22 protein-coding genes and 1 riboswitch are annotated in these 25,287 nt (G+C 38.1%); of the genes, 11 read left to right on the forward strand and 11 right to left on the reverse strand.

The window, feature by feature from the left end:
• The first annotated feature begins 150 nt into the window (after window positions 1-150).
• From miaB to VB691_RS14655, 5 genes are all read left to right on the forward strand, one after another.
• On the forward strand, window positions 151-1,494 hold the full coding sequence (miaB, locus tag VB691_RS14635) for a tRNA (N6-isopentenyl adenosine(37)-C2)-methylthiotransferase MiaB (protein WP_323292246.1): 1,344 nt from the start codon (window positions 151-153) through the stop codon (window positions 1,492-1,494).
• Between the two features lie 599 nt (window positions 1,495-2,093).
• Window positions 2,094-3,029 (forward strand): glycosyltransferase family 9 protein, encoded by a 936-nt coding sequence (locus VB691_RS14640; RefSeq protein WP_323292247.1) that lies wholly within the window; start codon window positions 2,094-2,096, stop codon window positions 3,027-3,029.
• A 168-nt stretch (window positions 3,030-3,197) separates the two neighbouring features.
• Window positions 3,198-6,407, forward strand: coding sequence for a PAS domain S-box protein (locus tag VB691_RS14645; RefSeq protein WP_323292248.1), 3,210 nt, complete (start codon window positions 3,198-3,200; stop codon window positions 6,405-6,407).
• A gap of 173 nt (window positions 6,408-6,580) precedes the next feature.
• The gene (locus tag VB691_RS14650) at window positions 6,581-6,790 is read left to right on the forward strand and encodes a type II toxin-antitoxin system HicB family antitoxin (protein WP_323292249.1); all 210 of its coding nucleotides are present in this window, start codon (window positions 6,581-6,583) and stop codon (window positions 6,788-6,790) included.
• Between the two features lie 14 nt (window positions 6,791-6,804).
• Complete coding sequence (locus VB691_RS14655; protein WP_323292250.1) at window positions 6,805-7,017, forward strand: type II toxin-antitoxin system HicA family toxin; 213 nt, start codon at window positions 6,805-6,807, stop codon at window positions 7,015-7,017.
• A gap of 97 nt (window positions 7,018-7,114) precedes the next feature.
• Here the strand turns inward: VB691_RS14655 and VB691_RS14660 are convergent, their stop codons facing one another.
• Window positions 7,115-9,172, reverse strand: a complete 2,058-nt coding sequence (locus VB691_RS14660) for an NAD(P)H-quinone oxidoreductase subunit 5 (protein WP_323292251.1) — start codon at window positions 9,170-9,172, stop codon at window positions 7,115-7,117.
• Between the two features lie 528 nt (window positions 9,173-9,700).
• Here VB691_RS14660 and VB691_RS14665 point away from each other — a divergent pair.
• On the forward strand, window positions 9,701-9,973 hold the full coding sequence (locus VB691_RS14665) for a hypothetical protein (protein ID WP_323292252.1): 273 nt from the start codon (window positions 9,701-9,703) through the stop codon (window positions 9,971-9,973).
• Between the two features lie 92 nt (window positions 9,974-10,065).
• Here the strand turns inward: VB691_RS14665 and VB691_RS14670 are convergent, their stop codons facing one another.
• Together VB691_RS14670 and VB691_RS14675 are read right to left on the reverse strand one after the other, a co-directional pair.
• The gene (locus tag VB691_RS14670) at window positions 10,066-11,196 is read right to left on the reverse strand and encodes an aldo/keto reductase (protein ID WP_323292253.1); all 1,131 of its coding nucleotides are present in this window, start codon (window positions 11,194-11,196) and stop codon (window positions 10,066-10,068) included.
• Between the two features lie 79 nt (window positions 11,197-11,275).
• Entirely contained in the window at window positions 11,276-11,782 is a 507-nt protein-coding gene (locus tag VB691_RS14675; protein WP_323292358.1) for a bifunctional nuclease family protein, read from the reverse strand.
• Window positions 11,783-11,966: 184 nt separating this feature from the next.
• Between VB691_RS14675 and ribE the strand changes: the two genes are divergently transcribed.
• From ribE to VB691_RS14690, 3 genes are all read left to right on the forward strand, one after another.
• Window positions 11,967-12,656 carry a riboflavin synthase gene (gene ribE, locus VB691_RS14680; protein WP_323292254.1) on the forward strand — a complete coding sequence of 230 codons (690 nt, stop codon included), beginning with the start codon at window positions 11,967-11,969 and terminating at the stop codon, window positions 12,654-12,656.
• A gap of 319 nt (window positions 12,657-12,975) precedes the next feature.
• Window positions 12,976-13,377 (forward strand): hypothetical protein, encoded by a 402-nt coding sequence (locus VB691_RS14685; protein WP_323292255.1) that lies wholly within the window; start codon window positions 12,976-12,978, stop codon window positions 13,375-13,377.
• A 111-nt stretch (window positions 13,378-13,488) separates the two neighbouring features.
• Window positions 13,489-13,570, forward strand: a riboswitch (Glutamine riboswitch).
• A gap of 34 nt (window positions 13,571-13,604) precedes the next feature.
• On the forward strand, window positions 13,605-13,829 hold the full coding sequence (locus VB691_RS14690) for a riboflavin synthase subunit alpha (RefSeq protein WP_323292256.1): 225 nt from the start codon (window positions 13,605-13,607) through the stop codon (window positions 13,827-13,829).
• Between the two features lie 53 nt (window positions 13,830-13,882).
• Here the strand turns inward: VB691_RS14690 and VB691_RS14695 are convergent, their stop codons facing one another.
• Entirely contained in the window at window positions 13,883-14,512 is a 630-nt protein-coding gene (locus VB691_RS14695; protein WP_323292257.1) for a cupin, read from the reverse strand.
• Window positions 14,513-14,636: 124 nt separating this feature from the next.
• Between VB691_RS14695 and map the strand changes: the two genes are divergently transcribed.
• Both map and VB691_RS14705 read left to right on the forward strand, forming a co-directional pair.
• Window positions 14,637-15,500, forward strand: a complete 864-nt coding sequence (gene map, locus VB691_RS14700) for a type I methionyl aminopeptidase (RefSeq protein WP_323292258.1) — start codon at window positions 14,637-14,639, stop codon at window positions 15,498-15,500.
• A gap of 229 nt (window positions 15,501-15,729) precedes the next feature.
• The gene (locus VB691_RS14705; RefSeq protein ID WP_323292259.1) at window positions 15,730-18,246 is read left to right on the forward strand and encodes a DNA topoisomerase (ATP-hydrolyzing); all 2,517 of its coding nucleotides are present in this window, start codon (window positions 15,730-15,732) and stop codon (window positions 18,244-18,246) included.
• A gap of 37 nt (window positions 18,247-18,283) precedes the next feature.
• Here the strand turns inward: VB691_RS14705 and VB691_RS14710 are convergent, their stop codons facing one another.
• The 7 genes from VB691_RS14710 to VB691_RS14740 form a co-directional block, all read right to left on the reverse strand.
• Window positions 18,284-19,222, reverse strand: a complete 939-nt coding sequence (locus VB691_RS14710; RefSeq protein ID WP_323292260.1) for an NAD-dependent epimerase/dehydratase family protein — start codon at window positions 19,220-19,222, stop codon at window positions 18,284-18,286.
• Between the two features lie 40 nt (window positions 19,223-19,262).
• A complete protein-coding gene (locus VB691_RS14715) occupies window positions 19,263-19,793 on the reverse strand; it encodes a phycobiliprotein lyase (protein WP_323292261.1) in 531 nt (176 codons plus the stop codon).
• A gap of 71 nt (window positions 19,794-19,864) precedes the next feature.
• A complete protein-coding gene (locus VB691_RS14720; RefSeq protein ID WP_323292262.1) occupies window positions 19,865-20,548 on the reverse strand; it encodes a HEAT repeat domain-containing protein in 684 nt (227 codons plus the stop codon).
• A 113-nt stretch (window positions 20,549-20,661) separates the two neighbouring features.
• On the reverse strand, window positions 20,662-21,237 hold the full coding sequence (locus VB691_RS14725) for a hypothetical protein (protein WP_323292263.1): 576 nt from the start codon (window positions 21,235-21,237) through the stop codon (window positions 20,662-20,664).
• On the reverse strand, window positions 21,227-21,817 hold the full coding sequence (locus VB691_RS14730) for a hypothetical protein (RefSeq protein ID WP_323292264.1): 591 nt from the start codon (window positions 21,815-21,817) through the stop codon (window positions 21,227-21,229). The genes VB691_RS14725 and VB691_RS14730 overlap by 11 nt, the downstream gene beginning before the upstream one ends.
• Window positions 21,818-21,822: 5 nt before the next feature.
• On the reverse strand, window positions 21,823-23,052 hold the full coding sequence (locus tag VB691_RS14735; RefSeq protein ID WP_323292265.1) for a hypothetical protein: 1,230 nt from the start codon (window positions 23,050-23,052) through the stop codon (window positions 21,823-21,825).
• An 86-nt stretch (window positions 23,053-23,138) separates the two neighbouring features.
• On the reverse strand, window positions 23,139-25,223 hold the full coding sequence (locus VB691_RS14740) for a M3 family metallopeptidase (protein ID WP_323292266.1): 2,085 nt from the start codon (window positions 25,221-25,223) through the stop codon (window positions 23,139-23,141).
• Window positions 25,224-25,287 lie beyond the last annotated feature (64 nt).

Consider the following 25,287-nt stretch of genomic DNA (forward strand, 5'->3'; position numbering starts at 1 on the left):
CTTGTTATAACAAGTAAATCTCAAGAAATCAATTCATATTATTCATTTTTTAGACTTCATATTCTTAATGTCGATTTAATTTTCTGTCAATTGTCAGCCAAAGAATCTATAATAGGGATCTATAAAGAATTACACACCTTACCTTAAACCATGACCACCTCTCAACGCCATTACCATATAACTACTTTTGGCTGTCAGATGAATAAAGCTGACTCGGAACGCATGGCGGGTATTTTAGAAGATATGGGGTTTTTATGGTCAGAAGATCCCAATGGGGCTGATTTAATTCTATATAATACTTGCACCATTCGGGATAATGCGGAACAAAAGGTTTATTCCTATTTAGGAAGACAAGCTAAAAGGAAACATGAAAATCCTAATTTAACTCTAATTGTGGCCGGTTGTGTGGCCCAACAAGAAGGGGAAAAAATCTTAAGAAGAATCCCAGAATTAGATTTAGTTATGGGGCCCCAACACGCTAACCGTTTGGAAGATTTATTAGAGCAAGTTTTTGACGGAAATCAAGTCGTTGCCACTGAAGCAATTCATATTGTTGAAGATATCACTAAACCCCGTCGAGATAGTAGCGTTACCGCTTGGGTTAATATTATTTATGGCTGTAATGAACGGTGTAGTTATTGTGTTGTTCCCAATGTTAGAGGGGTTGAACAATCACGCACACCAGAGGCGATTTATGCTGAAATGGAATTATTGGGAAAACAAGGTTATAAAGAAATTACTTTGTTAGGGCAAAATATTGATGCTTATGGTAGAGATTTACCAGGGGTAACGGAAACGGGAAGACATCAACATACTTTGACAGATTTATTATATCAAGTACATGAAATTCCGGGCATTGAAAGACTAAGATTTGCTACCAGTCATCCCCGTTATTTTACCGAAAGATTAATTCGTGCTTGTCATGAATTGCCAAAAGTTTGTGAGCATTTTCATATTCCTTTCCAGTCTGGAGATAATGAGATATTAAAAGCTATGAAACGGGGCTATACTCATGAGAAATACCGACAAATTATTGATAAAATTCGGTCATATATGCCTGATGCTTCTATCAGTGCAGATGCTATTGTTGGGTTTCCTGGAGAAACGGAAGAACAGTTTGAGAAGACTTTACAATTAGTAGATGATATTGGCTTTGATCTACTTAATACTGCTGCTTATTCCCCTCGTCCTGGTACTCCTGCCGCTTTGTGGGATAATCAATTAAGTGAAGAAGTGAAAAGCGATCGCTTACAACGGTTAAATCATTTAGTGTCCCAAAAAGCTGCCGAACGTTCTCAAAGATATTTAGGACGCATTGAAACTGTATTAGTAGAAGATGGAAACCATAAAGATATAACCCAAGTGATGGGAAGAACTGCGGGAAATCGTTTGACCTTTTTTAAGGGGAATATTGATGAGTTAAAAGGGCAATTAGTTAAGGTGAAAATTACTGAAGTTCGCGCCTTTAGTTTAACAGGAGAACCGATTTTTTAACTACTGTGAAGATGATTCTTCTTTTATTGTTTAAATTCTTAATTTTCTCTAATGCACAATTTATCTATTTTGTCAAGCCATAAGCAATTATACTCAGATCAAAATAGTACAAATGCTCAAAATAAAGAACCAAAAAACACTAAGATCAGGAGAAATTCAATAGAGATTAGATGAAGACAACGAGATAATGGGACTTGTAGGGACTATTTTAGGGCAAGACACACTGGCTGTAGATGTTTAACTTAATTGAAGTATACCACAAAGGCGTAACCTCGTTGCCAATTGAAAAAAATTATCATTACTTGTCAAGAGCAGGAAGAATTGATTGATTGTTATTTTAAAATCAAGACGATTTATTGATTAATTTATATTATCAATCAGATAAATTCAGTAATCCTTCGGCTGTCAACTCAGTAGAATCAAGATAAACAAAGATGAAGTGTTAATGAAGTATTAGCAAGATGTTGACAGGGTTAAGATAATATGTTCTGAGGGTTTAACTGGCTTAATTGAAGCGAGACGGAAGTAATTCACTTACTGTGTGTCCCTTCAAATTTAAAACCCCTTATAGATAGCTCACTAACAAACATCAGAGTTTTATGCGAATACTAGCCCTAGTTCCTGGGGGAATTGGCGAACAAATTTTATTTTTTCCAACCCTGGAAGACCTCAAAACTCAATATCCCAACGCCCTGATCGATGTGATCGTAGAACCCCGTGCCAAAATAGCTTATCGGGTCTGTCCTCACGTTCACGAAGTCCTGATGTTTGACTACCAAGATCGCAATGGATTAGCCGATTATTTAAACTTATTAGGGATGATCCGCGATCGCGAGTATGATGTGGCTTTCACCCTAGATAAACGCTGGACATTGGGACTGCTGTTTTGGTTAAATGGCATCCCCTTATCTATCGGTTATCAAACCTCAACAGCTTGGTTTTTATCGAACCCCGTCCCCCAAAAAACCGAACAATATACCGCCTATATGTATCATGATCTGATACAAGGACTAGGAATACAAACCCCCTGTCCTCCCCTGAAAATTGCCGTCCCTAAAGATGATATTAGTTGGGCTGAAGGGGAGCAAAAACGCCTGTTACTCCAAGAAAGCGGCTATATTCTTTTGTATGGTGGGTTTGGTGAATCCTATCCCGTGCCGCAGTGGAGCAATATTATTAATAATATGCAACAAAAACAGCCTTCAATCCCCATTGTTCTCCTACAATGGGCAGGTAATGAAGCATGGGTGAAGATGGTTCAAGAAAGTTGTCCTAACCTGAAGGTGATCAAACCGAGTGGTGTAGGTCGCTTAGCTGCCATGATCGCTGGGGCTAATTTGATGGTGTGTACCGATAGCACCCCCTTACAATTAGCGGTGGCTGTTGGTACCTATACCGTTGCTTTATTTGGCCAAACTAAGGCAACAAAACGATTACCTCCCAGTCAAGATAAATATATTGGGATTCAATCTGCTACCTATAATCTAGGGGATATTCAAGCCACTACAGTGCTTGAAAAAATTTGGCGTAGTTGATTTCCAGTCGGGGCAATTCATAAATTGCCCCAAAGCGAGTTTGAGGGGCTGTATACTGTTCCCAAATTTCTACTTAATCTTTTTTCTAAAGTTACTGATTTTAATCGCTAAAATGAATAAATATGTCACTCAATTAAGAAGTGAATATCCTTCCTGGATAGGATGGAAATGCCACCAAAAAATGGTAACGTGATTGAAAATGAGCATTGTGACTCCACTCGTCAAGACAAAACTGATGAGCATCAACTAATGGAAACTGAAGGCGATCGCTTTTTCTCTCTCTCCTTAGAATTACTCTGTGTGGCGGATTTTGACGGTTATTTTAAAAGAATTAATCCCGCCTTTAAACAAATTTTGGGTTATTCAGAAGCAGAATTATTAGCCCAACCCTTCATCGAATTTGTCCATCCTGATGATCGACAGGCCACCTTAGCAGAAGTTGCAAACCTGAGCAAAGGAAAAAAGACCCATTATTTTGAAAATCGTTATCGCTGTCGGGATGATTCCTATCGTTGGTTAGCTTGGACATCTGTGGCCTACGTCCAAGAAAAAGCAATCTATGCAATTGCTCGTGATGTTACCGAACGGAAACAAATAGAAGCGGCCCTAAAAGAAAGTGAAGAAAAGTTTCGTATCCTTTTTGAACAAGCTCCTTCAGCCATGGGTTTAAGTAGTCTTGAAGGGAATTTTCTCAGGGTAAATCAAGCCTTCTGTGATTTGGTTGGTTATTCTTGCGAAGAATTATTAGAGTTTAATTGTGCTGATACTACTCACCCAGATGATGACGATAAAGAGCTTCCTTTAAAAGAACAATTATTATCAGGAGAAATTCCCAGCTTTCTGACTGAAAAATGTTTGAGATCGAAACAGGGTCAAAAAATTAATATCATTTTGCAAATGACCTTAATTCGAGATCTTCAAGAAAAGCCATTATATTTGTTTGGCCAAGCGGTTGATATCACTCAACGGAAACAAACAGAAATAGCCCTAAAAGAAAGCGAAGAAAGACTAAGCCGCATTATTACCACAATTTCCGATGGCTTATTAGTGGTAAATGCTCAAGGAAATATCTGTTTTATTAATCCTGCTGCGGAAAATATTTTTGGCCGTTCCCAAGAACAATTAATCAATCATCCTTTGGGTTTACCATTAGGAGATGAGCAACCCACAGAAATTTTTATTAGACATCCTCAACAGGAATTAATCATTGCAGAGATGCGAGTAGCTGATATTAATTGGCAAGGGAAAAAAGCTTATTTAGTGTCTTTTAGAAACATTACAGAAAATTGTCAAGCGCAACAAGCTTTGTCCCAAAGTGAAGAAAAATATCGTCAAATTGTTGAAACAGCAACGGAAGGAATTTGGATTATTGATGAGCAAAATAAGACTACCTTTGTCAATGAACAAATGGCGCAAATGTTAGGCTATAAGGTTGAAGAAATGATGGGTAAAAGCTTATTTTACTTTATGAATGAGTCAGAATATTCCATCGCTCAAACTAATCTTAAAAAGAGTCGTCTAGGGGTTGCAGAAACCCATGATTTTAAATTCCGTCGTCAAGATGGTCAGGAAATTTGGGCAAGTATTTCTACTAATCCTTTATTTGATGCTAAAGGTAATTATGTGGGAGCGTTGAGCATGATTACTGATATTACAGAAAGGAAAAGAATAGAGCAAGCTTTATCAGAAAGTGAGCAACGTTTAGAGGGAATTTTAACCTCAATTCAAGATGTAGTTTGGTCAATGAATTCGACATTTTCTGAGATCATTTATATTAATCCTGCGGCCCAACTAATTTTTGGACATCCCTTAGAAGATTTTTCTGAAAATATTGAGCTTTGGGGTGAATTAGTTCATGAAGAAGATCGAGAATTAATTAAATATCATCGCCAAGTTTTATTAGAAATCGGCCACACAGAATTTCAATATCGTATTGTACGGCCTGATGGACAAATTCGCTGGCTTTATAGTCGGAGTCGAGTGGTGTATGATCGAGACGGAAAGATTATAAGAATTGATGGGTTAGATACAGATATTACAGAGCGAAAACTGGCTGAAGAACAATTACAATATAACGCAACTCATGATCCCTTAACTCATTTACCTAACCGAATTTTATTCATGGATCGTCTCGAACACGCTTTAGAAAGACAAAAGCGTCGTCCTGATTTTAGCTTTGCTGTTTTGTTTTTAGATCTCGATGAATTTAAGGTTGTTAATGATAGTTTAGGTCATTCTATTGGAGATCAATTATTACAAGAAATTGCCCGTCGTTTACATCAATGTTTACGATCTGATGATACCTTAGCAAGATTAGGAGGAGATGAATTTGCCATTCTTTTAGAAGATATTGGGAATCTAAAAGATGCCATTAAAATTGCTGAGAGAATTCATCAAGATTTAACCCAACCCTTTAATTTAGATGCTCAAGATGTCTTTATTAATACCAGTATTGGTATTGCTTTAAGTATTCCTGAATATAAAGTAGCAGCAGAGATTTTAAGGGATGCTGATACAGCGATGTATCGGGCCAAAGCTGATGGTAAAGCTTGTTATGCAATTTTTGATCAAAAAATGCACGATCGCGCTGTGACTCGTTTACAGTTAGAAACTGATTTAAGAAGGGCCATTGAACGGAAAGAATTTGAATTATATTATCAACCGATAATTGCCTTAGCAACGGGTAAATTAACGGGGTTTGAAGCGTTAATTCGTTGGCAACATCCTCAACGGAATTTAGTCTCTCCTGGTCATTTTATTCCTATTGCAGAGGAAACCGGATTAATTATTCCCATGGGAGAGTGGATTTTAGAAGAAGCTTGTCAACAATTAAAAACCTGGCAAACCCAATTTCCTGAGTTTGCTGATTTGAAAGTTAGTGTTAATTTATCGAGTAAACAATTAAAATATGCGAATTTAATTGATACTTTAGATAAAATTTTAGAAAAAACCCAATTAGAAAATCACTTTTTAAAAGTCGAAATTACAGAAAGCTTGTTAATGGAAAATGTCCAAGCAGCGACGGAAATTTTATTAAAAATCAAACAAAGAAACATTGAAATTTGTTTAGATGATTTTGGAACAGGTTATTCTTCCTTAAGTTATTTACATCGATTTCCAGTTAATACCTTAAAAATTGATCGCTCTTTTGTGATGCGAATGGAACCAAATAATGATAACGCAGAAATTGTCAGGGCCATTGTTAGTTTAGCGCATATTTTGGGCATGGATATTATTGCGGAAGGGGTAGAAACAGAGTTACAATTAGCCCAATTAAGATGGTTGGGGTGTGAACAAGGTCAAGGTTATTTCTTTGCGAAACCTTTATCAAAAGACCAAGTTGAAGCGTTATTAAGATCGCCTCGTGTTTGGAGTTGATCTGGTGGCAAGGAGATTAAAGTTATGAAAAAAATGAAATAAATTTTGAGTAAAAATAATTAAAGTCGAATGCACCCGACAAGAGCAGTAGTCCCTTGAAAAAACCGAATAAAATCCCTATAAAATGTGATAGGATACTATATGTTGATGATAAGTTAAACCAAAAAGTACCCATGAATATTAGAGTAATATTAGAGTGGGATGAAGAAGTAAAAGCTTTTTCTGCCACTTGTCCAGAATTAAATTATATATCTTCTTGTGGAGATACAACAGAAGAAGCAGTGGCTAATCTTAAGGAGGCCATTCAACTCCTTTTAGAACCTATGCCCGATCATTTTTTGAATTCTCAACAGATTGTTAATACCATTGAAGTTGTGATTTAAAATAGCTTTTAATCATGTCACCTAAAACACCCCGTTTAACAGCTAGGGAAGTTATTAAACAACTCAAACAATATGGTTTTATTGAGGTTTCACAAACAGGTTCTCATTTAAAGTTATTTAACCCTGAAACTCAACGGACAGCAATTGTTCCTATACATCAAGGTAAAATCATTCCAATAGGTACTTTAAAATCAATTGAAAAGCAATCGGGAATTACTTTTCAATAATAATGATATATAAATACTTTCAGTCCAAAATATAATAAATTAGGGTGCGTTAACGGAGTGTAACGCACCCTTTAGAAAAATTTAGGATAAGGTTGTTTTAGACCACACTAAACACAATAACAAACCCTAATACAGCCCCAAATACAATTAAGGCATAGAATTGGGCGCGACCATTTTCTAAGTATTTTAAGCCTTCGCCACTCACCAAAGTTGCTAAACCCGTTAAATTAACCGCACCATCAATGACACGATAATCAACTTCCATAATTTGGCGGGCTAAACGACGACATCCCGTGACAAACACCCGATCATAGATGTCATCGAAATACCATTTATTGAGGGAAAATTGATATAAGGCCGGGAATTTTTCGGCGATCGCAGCAGGATCAATTTTGTGTCGTAGATACATCAAAGATGCCACAGTAATACCAATTAAAGCAATTCCTACCGAATTACCCGCCATGATAGCAAATTCCGTCCAATCGAAGTGAGCAGCTTCTTCAATGACTTCTCCTGGGGCAGAAATAAACCCTTCAAAAGTATTATTCCAAGGTCTACCCAAGAGGCCAATTACTGTCGAAGGAATGGCTAGAATAAGCAAGGGTAAAGTCATGGTTAAGGGAGACTCATGGGGGGAGTCACTATGACCATGATCATGGCCGTGATCATCTGCTTCCTCATGGGTATCATGATCCAATTCTTTCACATCCATCGCCCCAGGGCCAAACACAGGGGCAGCAGCAGCCGTCAGTTTTGCCCGAATACCCAAATCATTACCTCTAAAGTCTCCTTCAAAGGTCATGAAATACATCCGAAACATATAAAATGCCGTTAAACCAGCAGTAAACCAACCTACAACCCATAAAGCGGGGTTTGCTTGGAATGCGAGGCCTAAAATTTCATCCTTTGACCAAAAACCAGCAAAAGGAGGAATACCACAAATAGCCAAAGTTCCGATGAAAAAGGCCAAGGAAGTCAGGGGCATATATTTCCGTAAACCCCCCATTAAGCGCATATCCTGGGCCAATACGGGATCATGGCCGACGACTCCTTCCATGCCATGAATGACAGAACCAGAGCAAAGGAACAACATCGCTTTAAAATAAGCATGGGTCATCAGGTGAAACAGGCCTGCTGTATAAGCACCGATACCCATGGCCATGACCATGTAACCTAATTGGGAGATAGTAGAGTAAGCTAAGCCCTTCTTAATATCATTTTGGGTTAAAGCAATAGTTGCCCCTAAAAATGAGGTTAAAGCTCCCGTCCAAGCAATAGTTGTCATGACAACAGGAATATGCTCAAAGACAGGATACATTCTCGCCACCAAGAAAACCCCCGCCGCAACCATAGTTGCCGCATGAATGAGGGCAGAAATGGGGGTAGGGCCTTCCATTGCGTCTGGTAACCACACATGAAGGGGAAATTGGGCAGATTTTGCTACAGGGCCTAAAAATACCAAGACAGCAAATAAGGCTGCTAAAGCGGGGGCAATAGTACCGGAGGAAACTAACTCTTGTAACCGTTCCCCCATGACATCAAATTCAAAGCTATTGGTGGCCCAATATAGCCCTAACATCCCTAAAAGTAAGCCAAAGTCCCCGACGCGGTTGGTTACAAAGGCTTTTTGACAAGCATCTGCGGCTGCCTTGCGATCGAACCAAAACCCGATCAGGAGATAGGAACACATTCCTACCAGTTCCCAGAAAATATATACTTGTACCAGGTTAGGGCTAATGACTAAGCCTAACATTGAGGAACTAAATATGCTCAAATACGCATAAAATCGCACATATCCTGCATCATGGGCCATATAGCCATCGGTATACACCATTACCAATAAAGCAACGGTGGTGACAATGACACACATCAAGGCACTGAGGTGATCGAGAGTGTAGCCCATTTCTAGGTGAAAATTGCCGGCTGCTGCCCATTCGATCATTTTGGTATATTCACCATGACCATTAATTTGACTCCACAGCAGGGCAAAAGACATCACCATAGACGCGCCCAACAAGGAAATGATAAATACAGCATTTACTTGTCTCAGGCGGTTTGTGGCTTCGTTAAATGAGATTAAACCCAGGCCAACTATCATCGCCCCAACGAGGGGGAAAACAGGTATTAGCCAGGCGTATTGATAAAGCGATTCCATACCGTAATGCCTAAGTTATTTTGTTCACTACTTTGTTGATACCGCTAACTATTGTTACACAGGTGATTCCTTAAGAAAGTGTTTATGGTGACGGCTTTAAGGAAAATCTACCTATGGCATTGGCATAGGGGAAAAGATTAAGATTTTTAGAAGTTATTTTGCACCATGATTTAAAAATCACAAAACCCCGATTTTTCAAGACAGCAAACCAAGCATGACTTCCTTACTATTTTGTAAAAAATCGGGGTTTTCCAGCTAGGTGCAAGATCTCACCCTACTGACTACAATTATTGTTGATGCAAATTATTTTAAGAAAAATTCAAGGAGAGTAAGTATGGAACCTATTACTTTGACTGCGATCGCTGGTTCAATTGTGGGCTTTATTTTTACTAATGCTGCTACAACTGTGATGAATGAAAAAGTATTTAGATCATAAATGTTAGGGTAAAATCATTATTAATCTGTTTAACCCAATTCCCAAATTATGTATTATGATAAGATTAAAAACCCGAAAAAACAGGAAATATTATGACAACCAATATTCAAAATAAAGCTAAAATTTATGACGAATTTATTGATTTTCTCTCAACAGGAGTAACCCCAGAAACTTTAATCAACTTTCAATACTCTGACACAGCAAAGGAACGCCTAGAAAATTTAAGTTATCGTGCTAAAATGGGAGAATTAAGCCTAGAAGAAAAAGCGGAATTAGATAAAGTATTAGTTATTGAACATATTATCACAATAGCTAAAGGCAAAGCTCATCTTATTCTTCAATCAGAATCTCATCACTCTAAATAATTAAAATGTCTCGAACTTATATTACTGTAGAATATCGTCTTTTAGAAAGAGAAATTTTAATAATTGCTAATCGATATCCTAATTCATAAAAATTATTCCCATAAACGCCGACGAGAAGCACCATTTAAGCGTTGATGAGCATCTTTTAATAACGTCGGAATCTTTAAATTTTCAGGACAACGAGGCAAACAATCACCGCATTCTGTACAACGATTTCCCTTATTTCCAGGAACCCAATGACCCGCATTTTCTAACATTCTATAACGATATTCACCATAATTCTTCATATCATAAGCAACCGCCAAATTTCTTAACCGTAAAATATCAGGAATATTAATATTTTCAGGACAAGGTAAACATTGATAACATTGACGACAGTGATCAGTATTTAAGACAGTTTCTAAATGTTTTTCTAACTCATTCAATTTGCTTATCTCTACCTCAGTTAACTCATCATCTTGCTCAAATAATGGTATAATAGGAGCAAATTCTGTGGGATTTGCTGGCCCCATACTTAAGGTAGTAACGCGGCGATCGCTTAACAAAAACCGATAAGTTAATTCCAAGGGAGAAAAGGGCTTACATAACTCTTTAAGCAACGATGACGGAGTATAAAGTAAACCCCCTTTATCCCCAGGAGAAATAATAAAAATCCCTAGATCTTTTTGCGATGCTAACTCAATGGCCGGGCCATGACGTTGAAAAAAGTAATAATAATGTAGGTTAACAAACTCAAATAAATCCGTCTTAATTGCTGCTAAAATCAAATCTAAGCTGCCATGAGTCGAAAATCCGATATGATTTATCTTACCCTCATCTAACGCCCTTTCTAGAGCCAAAAAACAGCCATTAGGTTGCGTCACCCAGTTAAGATGTTCCCAAGTATTAATCCCATGAATAGCCACACAATCAATATAATCTAATTGTAACCGTTCCAAAGACTCATCAAGACACCGACTCATTGTCTCAGCATCAGGAGTCGGCGTTAACTTAGTAGTAATGTAAAGTTGTTCTCTCGGAAACGATAAATCTTGGTTTAAAAATCTCCCTAAAAACCGTTCACTATTGCCATAACCTCTAGCAGTTTCTAGATGATTAATTCCCAGAGAAATTGCAGTTTGTAAAGTTTTCTGAAAAACCTCCTCAGAAGATAAACAGTGCATCGCCCCTAAAGAAAACGTTGAAAGGTTTAAATTTGTTTTGCCAAACCGTCGATAACGCATTAGTTAGGATCTCAAAAAAGCTAATCATCCTTATTACTTTTTACCAATAAATAATTGTTAATTATTCATTATTAATTATTCATTGTTCCTCATTTTGTTCTAAACCGCGACGTTGAATTAAATCTTCAGGACGCAAATTCGCCACAAAATCCCGAAACGCTTGACGCTCCTCTTCATCCGCATTTCGATCAACCGGAATTGAAGCATCAGCGATCACTTCTTCCATTACCCAAATAGGACTATTCGTTCGTAAAGCAATAGAAATGGCATCACTAGGACGACAGTCAATCTCTTTTTTAATTTCCCCTTGACGCATAGAAAGAACCGCATAAAAAGTATTATCTTGAAGGGAATGAATGATAATTCTATCTAAAGACAAACCCCACGCCTCAAACAAATTCGTAATTAAATCATGAGTCAGGGGCCGGGGAGGTTTCTGATTTTCTAAGGCCCCAATAATCGCTTTAGCTTGGTCTTGTCCAATATAAATCGGAAGAGCGCGACGATCAGAGCCATCTTTAAGTAAAACGATGGGACTCCGTGTTACAGCATCTAAAGCAATTCCCGCAACTTTCATTTCAATCATCTGCCTATCCTCGAAAAGAGATTGTTCCCATAGTAGAAACAGATCAATCTGTACCGCCTCAGTCATCTTAGCCCCGCTTATCTGGGGAGTCAAGCCTTGAGGTATACTCACAGTATGCCCCAAAATCTCCCTAAGATTCTCTCACCAAATGTCGAGAGAGACATTTTTTTCTGAAGCTAAAACGATGTTTACTGGTTTAATTCAAGGCCTTGGCACTTTACGCCCTGTTGAATCTGATCGCTTTACCCTTTCCATATCTGATGCTTCTACCAGTTCTATTTTATCAGATTTAGCCTTGGGGGATAGTGTGGCCGTGGATGGAGTTTGTCTCACGGTGGAGGAAATTGTCAATGATGGTTTTGTGGCCACTGCTTCCCCAGAAACTCTACAACGCAGCACATTGAGCCAAAAAATTCAAACCGCGACTTATGTAAATGTGGAACCTTCTTTGCGGGTTGGCAGTAAATTGGGCGGGCATTTTGTCACGGGCCATGTTGATGGGATCGGTTGTTTACAGGAGTCTATCTCGACAGATAAAGCTTGGGAAATGACCTTTGCTGCCCCATCTTCTCGCTTAGAACAGTGGCAAGATTATATTGGACGTTATCTTATTCCTAAAGGCAGTGTGGCGGTAAATGGCATTAGTTTAACCGTAGCTGACTGCGATCGCCAGGGAACTTGGTTTAGAGCAGCAGTCATTCCCCATACCTATCATCAAACCAATCTTTGTCACCTTAAAATCGGAGATTGGGTCAATATTGAAGGGGATATCTTAGGAAAATATGTGGCTAAGTTATTAGGACAACCTTTACAACCACAACAGGAAACATCCGAGATTAGCTTAACTTTCTTAACAGAAAATGGTTATTTGTAAACTTTTATTACTGCTCTTGCGGACATCGAAACCATTATTATTATGTATTTCTGGAGAGATCCCTGTAAATTTTACATAAAATCCTAAACTTTGATGGCGGATTTTGAGATAAGGGCCCATACTGGGTATAGTAGATCTTGCACGGCTTCATTTTAATTAACAGACTTTAGAGACAATCTCCTATTGGTGTGAGGAGATGGAATAAATTGTCTCTGTTTGAAAGAGATAGCTGACGCAATAACCACGCGACTGACTTTTGTCTGTCGTGCAGGGATATTTATTGTGCTTTTAAGACAGCACTTCAGAGGAGAACACACCAGTGACTAATAACAAATTAAATCATTCATCTTTAAGGCGATCGCCTGATCCTAAATCTCAAGATCGGATAAATTTCACTGAATATAGTAACGTAGAAAAAACTGAAATAACCACTAACCAGATCAATTTACCAAAAACATCCTTAACACCCCTGAGTTTCTGGCTTTCTAACCGTCAAGGAGAGAGTCTTAAGCAACTGAGTTGGAAAACTATCAAGCATCCCACCACGAAACAAATAGAACAGGGATCTCGTCAATTACTTTTTTGGGAAACCTTAATCACCGTTGGGTTGTTAGTAATGGTATTGTGGATGCAAACCCTACCCAATCGTCAATTGCCTGAAACCATGAACCATCAGTCTATAGAGTGGTTTGAGATGAACGACTCACCAAATCGCTTTTAGGGGTTTGGTCAAGGGAACTATCACGGAAATGATAGAATATTTAACAAATCTTAACTAGGGGTTGACACCTATGTTAAAAATTGTGTAAGATGTGGAAATGTCCATAACTTCATCGTTCATCTCTAGGCAGTTTTAGGGGAATACTGTAAGGAGACGGAAGTAGGTTAAAGCTCTATGACCGAAGGAACGCCCCAAACTATAGAGAATAATGAGGTAGCAACAAAAAGATGCTAACAATTTCCTTAATTACACTAGCCATTGCATCGCTGTCTGCTTTTCTAAGCATGAACATCACAGAAGATGTGGCAAAAGTAGCGATGGGATGTGTCGCCCTGCTTTGTTTTCTTTTAACTCTCCTGTTTGCCCCTTGGCCGCTGAAGTTAAGCATAGTGGCGATTCCTTTGATTATTGATAGACTGAATAGCAGAACGACGGGCAAGTCCATTAATTAACGGATAAGTTCAGTAAAATACCCAATTTTTTTCCGAAGAAACCCCAAAACCCTCTAAAAATGATGGGCTTTGTGGTTAACAGGATCAAACTTAAACCGCTTAGCGGCGTGGGTATGGCCATAAAGATTCAATGTAACAGAAGGTTCATCTCCTACGGCTTCGACAGAGTGAATCGCTTCTGTGGTAAAACTGATAATATCTCCTGGTTGAAGAATTTTCTCTCCAACCTTTTCAATATTTTGGGGATGTTCTGAGGTAGGAGAGCGTTGCCAAAAGACATTTTTTTGTTGTCCTTGTAAGGTAGCAATGACTCCCCAAGTACCATGATTATGAATTGTGGTGGTAGTACCTGGTAACATAATCTCGGTTTGTAGAGTTAGGGGATAACCAGGTTCATCATAGAGTAAGCATACCTCGGTTCCTGTCTTTTCAGAAGGGGCAGGAATTTGGTTGCTTACCCAGTAGACATTAAGCAACAACTTTCGTACCAAGCGACGTAAACTAGGCAGATAGTCTGCTTCTGTTTCTCCGGTTATCTCAGCTTGGTTGAGAATATCATCTAATTCTGTTAAAAACCGATGTAGTCGATATTGGGTAGTTTGGGTTAACAAGTCCCATTGTCTAGGGGAAGGAAAAGATAAACATTCACCATCTTCTTTAACTAACCAATCTTGTTGCTGCATAAAATCTCCTTAAATTTGACTGAGGGCCAAATTACGAACCTAGTATTTAATTATATTCAAGGATGGGAGAAGATTATCAAATCTAAAATAGGATAAAATCAGGAAACGGCAATTAAATCAACTCATGAACATCCTGACTAACTTCTTCTCCTCGTCAAGCAAAACCCAGAATAAACCCAACAAACAGCAACAAACCGGACTACCTCGCCCTAAAAAGAGTCGTCGCGGTATACCCATCAAATCTGCGGAAGAAATTGCTATCATGCGTCAATCTGCCCGCATTGTAGCAACAGTTCTCAAAGAAATTGAGGCTATAGTTAAACCAGGGATGACGACGGGAGATCTAGATGCTTATGCAGAACAAAGAATCAGAGAAATGGGAGCAACCCCTAGTTTTAAGGGATATTATGGCTTTAAGGGTTCAATTTGTGCCAGTATCAATCAAGAAGTAGTTCATGGCATCCCCAATGTTAAGCGAATGATTCGTCGTGGAGATGTGTTAAAAGTCGATACAGGAGCCTATTATAAAGGTTATCATGGGGATTCTTGTCTTACTATTGCTGTAGGAAAAGTTTTGCCAAAAACAAATCGTTTAATTAAAGCAGCAGAAGAAGCCTTATATGCAGGTATCGAACAGGTAAAAGCAGGTAATTATTTATTAGATATTGCAGGTGCGATCGAAGATTTGGTCAGAAAATATGGTTATAGTGTAGTAGAAGATTATACAGGTCATGGCGTGGGGCAAAACCTTCATGAAGAGCCTTGTGTCTTTAATTATCGCACCAGAGAATTACCCAATATAAAATTAAAAGCAGGGATGACTTTAGCCATTGAACCGATTGTTAATCAAGGGTCAAAATATACCCGAACCCTACGCGATCGCTGGACAGTGGTAACAGTTGATAATGCTCTATCAGCCCAGTTTGAGCATACCGTATTAGTGACAGAAACAGGTTATGAAATTTTAACTGATCGCACCGGAATTTAAAGTAAGGATAAAAATTCAAGGTAGGGGCGAACGGCCGTTAAATCAAAGATTGTAACGGACGATTCTTGATTTTTTTAGATTGCCTCATAGCATGGTAAGAAAACTAAGTAGCTGCTAAAATGTCTCAACTGTGCTACATCTAGGCATATAGAATTGTGCTGTCCCTGTTTTTATTGAGAAACGGGACAGAAATCCCGATCATGATTGATGTAATAGGAAAGGAAGACTCATGGCCAAACAACAAACACTCTTAGGAACAGGTGAAATTATTCCAACCGCGTTACACGCAGAGATGCAACGTTCCTATTTAGAGTATGCCATGAGCGTCATTGTGGGGCGGGCCCTGCCAGATGTGCGAGATGGACTGAAACCCGTCCACCGTCGCATTCTCTACGCCATGCACGAATTAGGATTAACGCCTGATCGCCCTTTTCGTAAATGCGCCCGTGTGGTGGGGGATGTCTTAGGGAAATACCATCCCCACGGCGATCAATCGGTGTATGATGCCTTAGTTCGCATGGTACAGGACTTTTCAAGTCGTTACCCCTTGTTAGCGGGTCACGGGAATTTTGGGTCGGTGGATAATGATCCCCCGGCGGCCATGCGTTATACCGAAACCAGACTTTCTCCCATTGCTGATCAAGGAATGTTGAGTGAGATCAGCGAGGCTATTGTTGACTTTAGTAGCAATTTTGATAATTCTCAACAGGAACCCGTCGTTCTCCCTGCTCAATTACCCATTTTATTACTCAATGGCTGTACTGGTATTGCGGTGGGAATGGCCACCAATATTCCGCCCCATAATTTAGGGGAAGTGGTAGATGGGTTAATTGCTTTGATTGATACTCCTGATCTATCTGATGAGAAGTTATGGAAGATTATTCCTGGGCCAGATTTTCCCACAGGGGGGGAAATTATTGAGACAGAGGGCATTAAAGAAGCCTATAGCAGTGGTAAAGGCATTATTCCTGTTCGGGGGATAACACGCATTGAAACCCTTAATGTGGGACGACAACGACGCAAGGAACGAACGGCCATTATTGTCACAGAATTGCCATTTCAGGTGAATAAGTCGGCTTGGATTGAAAAAATTGCCGATTTGGTTAACCAGGGACGCTTAGAGGGTATTGCCGATCTTCGGGATGAAAGCGATCGCACGGGAATGCGGGTGGTAATTGAATTAAAGCGGGATGCAACCACGAAAGGGGTTTTAAAAGCTTTATATAAACAAACGGCTTTACAAAGTAATTTTGGGGCAATTTTATTGGCCTTAGTTGATAACCAACCTCGTCAATTATCCCTGCGTCAATTATTAGAAGAATTTTTGAAGTTTCGGGAACAAACCTTAACCCGTCAATACCGTCATGAATTACAAGAATGTCAAAATCGGTTGCATCTTTTGGAGGGGTTATTAATTTCTCTGAATAATTTAGATGCAGTTATTGATATTTTACGAAATGCGGCGGATGGGACGACGGCAAAGGTGAGATTTCAAGCAGAATTAAATATTAGTGATGCTCAAGCTAACGGAATTTTAGCCATGCCCATGCGTCGTTTAACGGGGTTAGAACGGCAAAAATTACAAGCTGAATATGAGGAGTTACAAGGGAAAATTAATGAGTTAGAAAACCTATTAAATGATCGTCAAGAATTACTGAAAGGGTTAAAAAAAGAACTGCGATCGCTGAAAAGAAAATACGGAGATGCAAGACGTACCCGTATTATTAAACCTACTCCCACCAAAGGCAAAGCCTCCAAACCAGAATCAGAAAAAACGACAATAGATAATGCCGAAAAATCTACTCCAAAACCTGAAACATCTCAGCCCCAAGTTAGTCAACCTTTAACCCTATTTACGCCCCAAACTCCTCCTAAAGATGCCATTTTAGAAATGACTGATCAGGGAACAATTGCCTGGCGATCTCCTAATAGTAAAGTTGCTGAAAACTATAGGCCAATTTATAGTGAAACCATTCAAGAGAGAGAACAATTTGTGGCAATAACTGATACAGGAAAAGCTTACCCTGTAGCGGTTCAAGATGTTCCGCCGATTGACATTCAACCCATGCCATTACTGAGTTTATTACCGAATAGCGCACAACGAGACGCGAAAAAAGTTGTGTCTATTTTCTTCTTACCAGAAACCACAGAAAATCAAGACTTATTATTACTGACACAACAGGGCAAAATTAAACGAATTAAACAGTCAGAATTAACCGAGTTAACCAATCGAGGTTTAGTATTAATTAAACTCAAAGAAGGGGATTTTCTCAATTATATTTGTCCCACAACAGAAGGACAAGAAACCGCCATTGCCACTTCTGGGGGTCGTGTTTTACGCTTTCCTATTACTGATGAACAAATTTCCACTATGGGCCGTAATGCCCAAGGAAATCAAGCTCTTAAATTACGCTATAATGAGGCAATTGTTAGCTGTGTCACCCTAAACAGTAATCAAACCCTTTTATTAGTCTCTCAATTGGGTTATAGCAAACGGTTAAAACTAACAGATTTAAGAATCACTAAATTGGGAGATATTGGCACTCAAGCTCTACAATTTACCCAGAAAAATGATAGTTTAGTGGGGATGATTTTAGCCAAAAAAGGCCAAGAATTTACCCTAATTACGACAAATCAACAAGCCTTAGTAATTCCATTTGATTCTATACCATTATGGGGCAAAGATGGGCCAGGCGATCGCTTAAACAAGCTACCGCAAAAAGAAACCATTTATGCTGTGATTTAGTAAGCGATAGGGTGGGCAATACTCACCTTAGCAGCTTTTACTTTTGATCAGATAAAATGATCTCATCTAAGGAAAAATCTATGTCAGTTTTATGACGATTTGAGGCTAAATAATCATTGTCAAAGGAGTCTTTTAACCCTGTAATTAAATCATATTTCGGTTGCCAATTTAATTGAGTTACAGCTTTATTAATATCAGCAAAAAAGTGCTGCATTCTTAAGGGAAAAGCTTTCTTTTTACCAAAGTCAAATTGTTTAGGATCATAATGGATAATTTTTACATCATCAGAGGATTTACCCACAGCAAAGGCACAAGCACGGGCCAACCCATCAAAGGTAACATAACGTTGCCCTGAAATGTTATAAATTTGCCCGATCGCTTGTTGATTTCCTAACACAGAGGCCATAGATGTTACTAAGTCTTGAACATGGCCAAATTGAGTAAAATGTAAGCCGTTACCAGGAATAGGAATGGGGCGATTTCTGACAATTCTATCAAAAAACCAAGCCTCTAAATCATTATAATTTTGGGGGCCATAAATATAAGTAGGACGAATGGATGTCCAAGGAATTCCTGCTTTTTCTAAGTAAGTTTCTGTCTCAAATTTCCCTTTATGACGACTGTTTGGATCAACTTCATCCCCTTCAATATGGGGCATTTGATCGGATTTTAAATAAACCCCTGCTGAGCTAACATAAACAAAGTGTTTAATCTTATCTTTGAAGATTTCAACTAAAGGTTGAGTATCACTTAATTCCCGGCCATTGTTATCAAAAACAGCATCAAATTTTTCTGTTCCTAACTTTTCTTTTAATTGAGTTTGATCAGTGCGATCGCCTTTAATTTGTTGAATACCTGGGACGGGTGCGGGTTTATTTCCTCGGTTAAATAAGACGACCTCATGACCTTGTTTAACTAATTCTTTGGTCAAATAAACACCAATAAAACGGGTTCCCCCCATAATTAGAATACGCATGACTTCTTAAGCTCTCCTATTGTTATTTATTGCCTAAAAATTAGGCCGCATCTTTCGGGGGTAATTTCCGAATTTCTGAATAAAACGCCGTGCGACTGTAGCCATTTGCTCCTTTAATTAAACTGGAGCGTAGTCTTAAATTAGGACTGGCAAACCATAACCGTTCTTCAATGTGAATATTATCACCTTCTAAAGTCAAGGTCAGGGCTTCATCTTTTCCTAAACTATAGTTTCCTGTTGATGAAGAAAGTTGAGCATTTGCACCGCGCAAAATTCGTCCTATTTGGGGGTTATTTTCATCAGGAACTATGATAATAGTTGTGGTGCCGCCTTGTTTGGCTTTTCCCAAGTCAACGGCGTTATCCCAACTAATTTTTTGCCCGATCATAGACTCGTTTGGTTTCAGTCCATACTGTTGACAAATGGCAATGACTTCTGTATGATCAGCATCGAGCCATTCTACGGTTAATTCTGATTTATGGCTCTCAGCTTTTTGCGCTTCAAAATGATAGCTACTCCGCTGAGAAAACCATTGTCCTACACATAATTCTAAAAACGTTTGTATGTCCATGAATACTTGGTTTTTGTTCTCGGTTCAATTAATAAAGTGGCGAACAGACAAACCCAATTGTACCATGAGAATTACACTAACTTCTCTGTCTCCTGTTCTAAGGATTGTAACGAAAATAGAGCGGCTTCACGCACTTGAGGATGTTCGTCTTTAGCCAAGAATTTTAGCGCGGACTTGCTTTTTTCTGTGTCTAAATTTCCTAACGCTTGGGCCAACCGTTGACGAATTAACCAGTCTTCTGAGTCTGCAAAGCGTAAAATATCATCCACCGCATCGATCGCTTTAATTTCCCCTAAGGCTGCGATCGCGGCTTGTTTAACGACGGTTTCCTCGCTGTCAAGGGCCTGCAATAATAACTCTTGGGCGCGGATATCCCCTAAGTTACCCAAAGAGACGGCAGCACTGAAGCGCACTAACCATTGAGTATCTTCATAAAATGCTCTTGACAGGGGTTCAAAGGCCCGTTGATCCCTTAAATATCCTAACGCACCTGCGGCATCAGCGCGAATGCCATAGTCGGGGTCATTCTCTAGGAGTTTAACAAGAATGGGGAAACATTCGTTTGTTTGTTTGACTCCCAAGGCGAAAACCGCCATTGATCGCACTTGTAGCATTTCATCGTCTAAGACTTTTTTGATCAGGGGGACAGCATCTTCTGCGGATACTTCTCGTAAGTAAGCAAGGGCCAATAGGCGATCGCGGGAATTTTCGCTTTCGAGTTGTACGGAAATTTGGTCTAAACTGAGCTTACTCATTTTTGTAACATTTTTTAACAATTGACTATTTTCATTGTAATGATTTCTCGCAAAAAGATCATGGTGTGGGAATTCAATGGCCCTTGACCCCTACAACAAAGTTTTATCAAAAATCAAGAAGAACGGGGTTTTCTCGACGTTTTGAAACCATATAAAAATAAATGTAATATTTCTAGGGGTGACATGGGAGGACTATGAAGCATAATATCATCATTGCCTGGATGAAGATGAAACCTCAAGCCTTTTATTTCATTATTATGACTCGGTAAATTAAGATCAAAACGAATAAATTTAGGGGAATGATCATTAGGAAAACGAATCTCAAAATCAAATCCAATAATCTCAGCTAAATCTTTTGATTTTTGATAAATGGTAATAGCAAAATCAAACCAAGCTTGATCATTGCGTTCAAAATACCCAAATTTTTCTTGATCTTTAATCCGTTTAAAATTTTTATCTCCTCCTAAGATTTCCCAGACTTGACCCTTGTTTTCAGATTTTTTTAGTTTCAATAATGGATGAATTTCATGCAGTTTTGTTACTAAAATTCCTTCATCATGTGCTTGGGTTAAACATTTTAATATTTCTGCGCGTAATACTTTAGTATTTTTGACGTTTAAATTAGTTGTTTTTAGGGTTCTTTCCTGTATAGTTTCAGCGATCTGTTCCCAAGTTAGTTTATCTTTCAATGAGATCCTCCCGATCTAACAAAACTAACCATTCTGCATATTCTGGATCAGAAGGTAATTGATTATTTTTAGCAATTTCTATAACTTCATTATCAGATAAACCTGACCATATTTGTAATGCTTTTAATCTTTTTTCTATTTGTTCGTTATTTAAAAATTCTTCTCCTATATTTAATCGATAAACTCTCCCCCCTAACCAACTGGCAAAATTAGGGGAATAAGATAATAATTGTTTCACGGAATTTATCGTTAAAATAAGAATGCCTCCCTTTTTCTTTTGATCTAGATGACTTCTAAATACATCTAATTTGCGCCAATTTTCTTGATGCCAATTTTCAAACTCAAACAATATTATATATTCTGCTGATGTATTTATTATTGTTTCTAACATTTTCTGATGACTTTGTTTTGCTGAGATTAATTCTATCTCACATTCAGCAAAAATTCCGATCAAATCTTGTAATTCTTCTGCTACTGTTTCAACTTCTGAGAGAGGAACAACAATAACTGACCAAACATTACCATTTGGTTGTGTCCCTATTCTTTGTAATAATTTATCCGTTGAATTTATGGTCAACATTTGATTTAAGCTAGGGTTTTCTGAATTAAAGGTAATAATGCAGGATGGACTGCATAGCGTTTTTTAGGATAGTGATATTCAAGGATAGCTTGAGTAATTAAAAGATGAATATGTTCATCACTTCTTGGCAAAAACGTTTCTCCTCTAGCAACTTTTTCTAATATTTCTAATTCTGGGTTTGAAATTCCAAAAATCTTCGTTTGACTAAAGGAATTTATTGCTGAATTTACATGACTTTCTTCAAGTATATCGCTATCAGAAAAATAAGCTTCTTCAATCGAATTTTGTGTTAGATTTATCAAGTCTCTTAAAATTCCTCCTGAATAAGCAATTAATAGTTCTCTAGCAGATTTCTGAATAAAGTTTTCAGATGAGCGAAGTTTGAGGATATTGTCAAAAAAATCATGGGCATTTTCATCATTTTCTATGTCAAAATAAGGCTGATAATGAACATTATTATTAAACTCTTGCTTAAGTGCTTCTTGATAATTATCATAATTCAAAGATATTGGACTAACTAATATAATTCCCAGGTTTAATTGTGATATCAATTCAATATCTGCTTGAATAAGCTTTAACATAGATTCGTTATCATTAAATCTATCTAAACCATCAAATAATAGAACAATAAACTTATGTTTTGATAAATTCGACTTAATTAATTGAATTTTCTGATGAATATTTTTATATTTTTTTTTCGATTCTTTATTTAAGTTAAGCAATCCTTCGGTTTGCAAAAAATGCTTATTTTTCAAACCGAATTTATCTGATATTTTTTCCATTTGTTTTTGTGTATTATTGATTGTTTCTAGAGAGATTGATTCCAAGGAACCGTAAGCATATTTGTCAATATAATTTATGTCATCTTTTAACCCTATTTCTTCCCAATCATCTCTTAATTTAGATAATACTAAACCCGTAATAGCAAGTAAAGAACCTGGTTTAATTTCCGAGATATCTGTATATAAACTAACATCAACATAATGAGCAGAAATATCTTCAATTTCATTAAGGCGATCGCAAGTCATTAATAATTGTGTTGTTTTCCCTGAACCAATACCACCTATTAATAAATGACGAGAAGTAGGACGCAATGCTATTTTAGCAGCAATAGTATTTGCTAAAGAATTCCTAGGTTGCTCAATATAATAACCCTTTTCTATGGCTTTTTGTGGGTCAGAAGTCCCTTCAAATGAAGCCATTTGCTGGCGAAAAAATTCAAGTCGGTTAGTCATAATATTAACCCTATGTTGTCATTCTTTAGCTTACCGATAGATTAACCTTAGTGCGTTACCTAATGATAACGCACTCAAACTAAAAATTAAACAGCGTTCAATAAACCACTATGTTTTAACAATGGTTCAGTTTTAGGTTCCCTTCCTCGGAAAGCTTTAAACACTTCCATCGGGTGTAAACTTCCCCCTAATGCTAACACGGTATCTCGGAAGCGTTTACCTGTTTCTGAAACCGCTTTTTCATCTTCTAAACCTGCTTCTTCAAAGGCCGAAAACGCATCCGCACTTAAAACTTCTGCCCACTTATAACTATAATAACCTGCTGCATAACCTCCCGCAAAAATATGACCAAAAGAACATAAAAATGCGTCTTCAGGTAACGGTTTCATGACGGTTGTTTTCTCAGCAATGCGTTCCCGAACTTGGGCCGGTGTTTCGTTTCCATTGGGTTGATAACGATGGTGTAATTCTAAGTCCAAGAAACTAAAATGTAGTTGCCGTAACATGGCTGAACCACTCATATAATTCCGAGCAGCAATTAACTTATTATAGTAATGTTCGGGTAGGGTTTCTCCCGTCTCATAATGCTTGGCCATGTTAAACAAAGTCGCTTTATCGTAACACCAATTCTCCATAAATTGACTGGGTAATTCTACAGCATCCCATTCTACATTATTAATTCCTGCTGCTCCAGGATAGTCAACTTTTGTCAACATATGTTGTAACCCATGACCGAATTCATGAAATAAGGTTGTTACTTCTTCAAAGGTCATTAAACTGGGTTTACCATCAACAGGAGGGGTTTGATTACAAATTAAATAAGCAACGGGTAAACGGGTCGTAAATTGTTCTTCTAGGCGTATTTTTGCCCGTCCAATACAATCATTCATCCAGGCCCCTCCGCGCTTTTCTGCGGGACGACTATAGGGGTCTAAATAAAAGTGTGCGATCGCTTCTCCTGCTTCATTATTGACCTGGAAATATCGTATATCTTCTTGCCAAACGGGGACTTCTCCATCTGCTGCAATAATTGTTACCCCAAAGATACGTTTTGCTAAGGTAAATAACCCGTCTAATACTTGAGGTAAAGGAAAATAAGGGCGTAATTCTTCGGCAGTAAAATTAAACAAGATTTCCCGTTGTTTTTCTGCCCAAAAACTTACATCCCAAGGTTGTAAATCATCATTTTTTGCAAAGGTTTTCAGGGTTTCTAAGTCTTTAACCGCAGCATTATAACTGACTTTTCTTAACTCTTCGAGTAAAGTTTCTACTGCTTCTACATTGGGGGCCATTTTACGGGCTAAACTAACCTCGGCATAGGTGTCATAACCTAATAATTGTGATTGTTCTTTCCGCAGTTCTAAGATACGCTCAATTAAGGGATTATTGTCCAATTCTCCGCTAGATGCACGGGAAATAGATGCTTTATAAACCTTCTCCCTTAAGTCCTTTTGGGTGCTATATTTCATGAAGGGAATATAACTAGGATAATCTAAGGTTATTACCCAAGGGCCAGCTTCAGGAGTTGCGTTTTCTTCTCCTTCTGTGCGGGCAGTTTGTGCGGCTAAACTGAGTAAACTTGCGGGCAAACCTTCTACTTCTTTTTCGGTAGTTAATTTTAGTTTAAAGGCTTTAGTTGCATCTAAAACATGGTTAGAAAATTTGGTCGAAATTTCTGCCATTTCTAATTGAATTTGGTTAAATTTTTTCCGCTTTTCGACCGTTAACCCAACTCCTGATAATTCCGCTTCTCTGATAGCTGTTTCAACAATGCGTTTTTGAGCATTTTCTAAGCTATTAAATGCCTCACTTTCTTTCAGAGTTTTAAAAGCTTGATAAATGGGTTTACTTTGGCTTAGTTTGTTGATGAATTCGACAACTTGGGGTTGTACTTTTTCGTAAGCTTCCCGTAATTCAGGACTATTTTTAACTCCCATTAAATGGCCGATAATTCCCCAAGTCCAAGTTAATTTTTCTTCGATTTCTGTTAGGGGTTCCACTAAACCTTCCCAACTGGGGGTAACAGATGCTTCAAACTCGGTTAATTTACTGTCTAATTCTGGCAGTAATTCTGTCATTGCTGGAATGACTTGTTCTGCTTTAATTTGGTCGAAGGGGGGGAGTCCTTTTCCTATTAGTAAGGGGTTATTTGTTGAGGTTGTGATGGTCATAAGTGAGTGATAATTAATCAGAAAGTAAAAAAGATGGAATTATAATATTGTATCGTTAATCTTG

Origin of the sequence: Crocosphaera sp. XPORK-15E (genome assembly GCF_034931425.1) — a bacterium.
Classification (GTDB): Bacteria; Cyanobacteriota; Cyanobacteriia; order Cyanobacteriales; family Microcystaceae; genus UHCC-0190.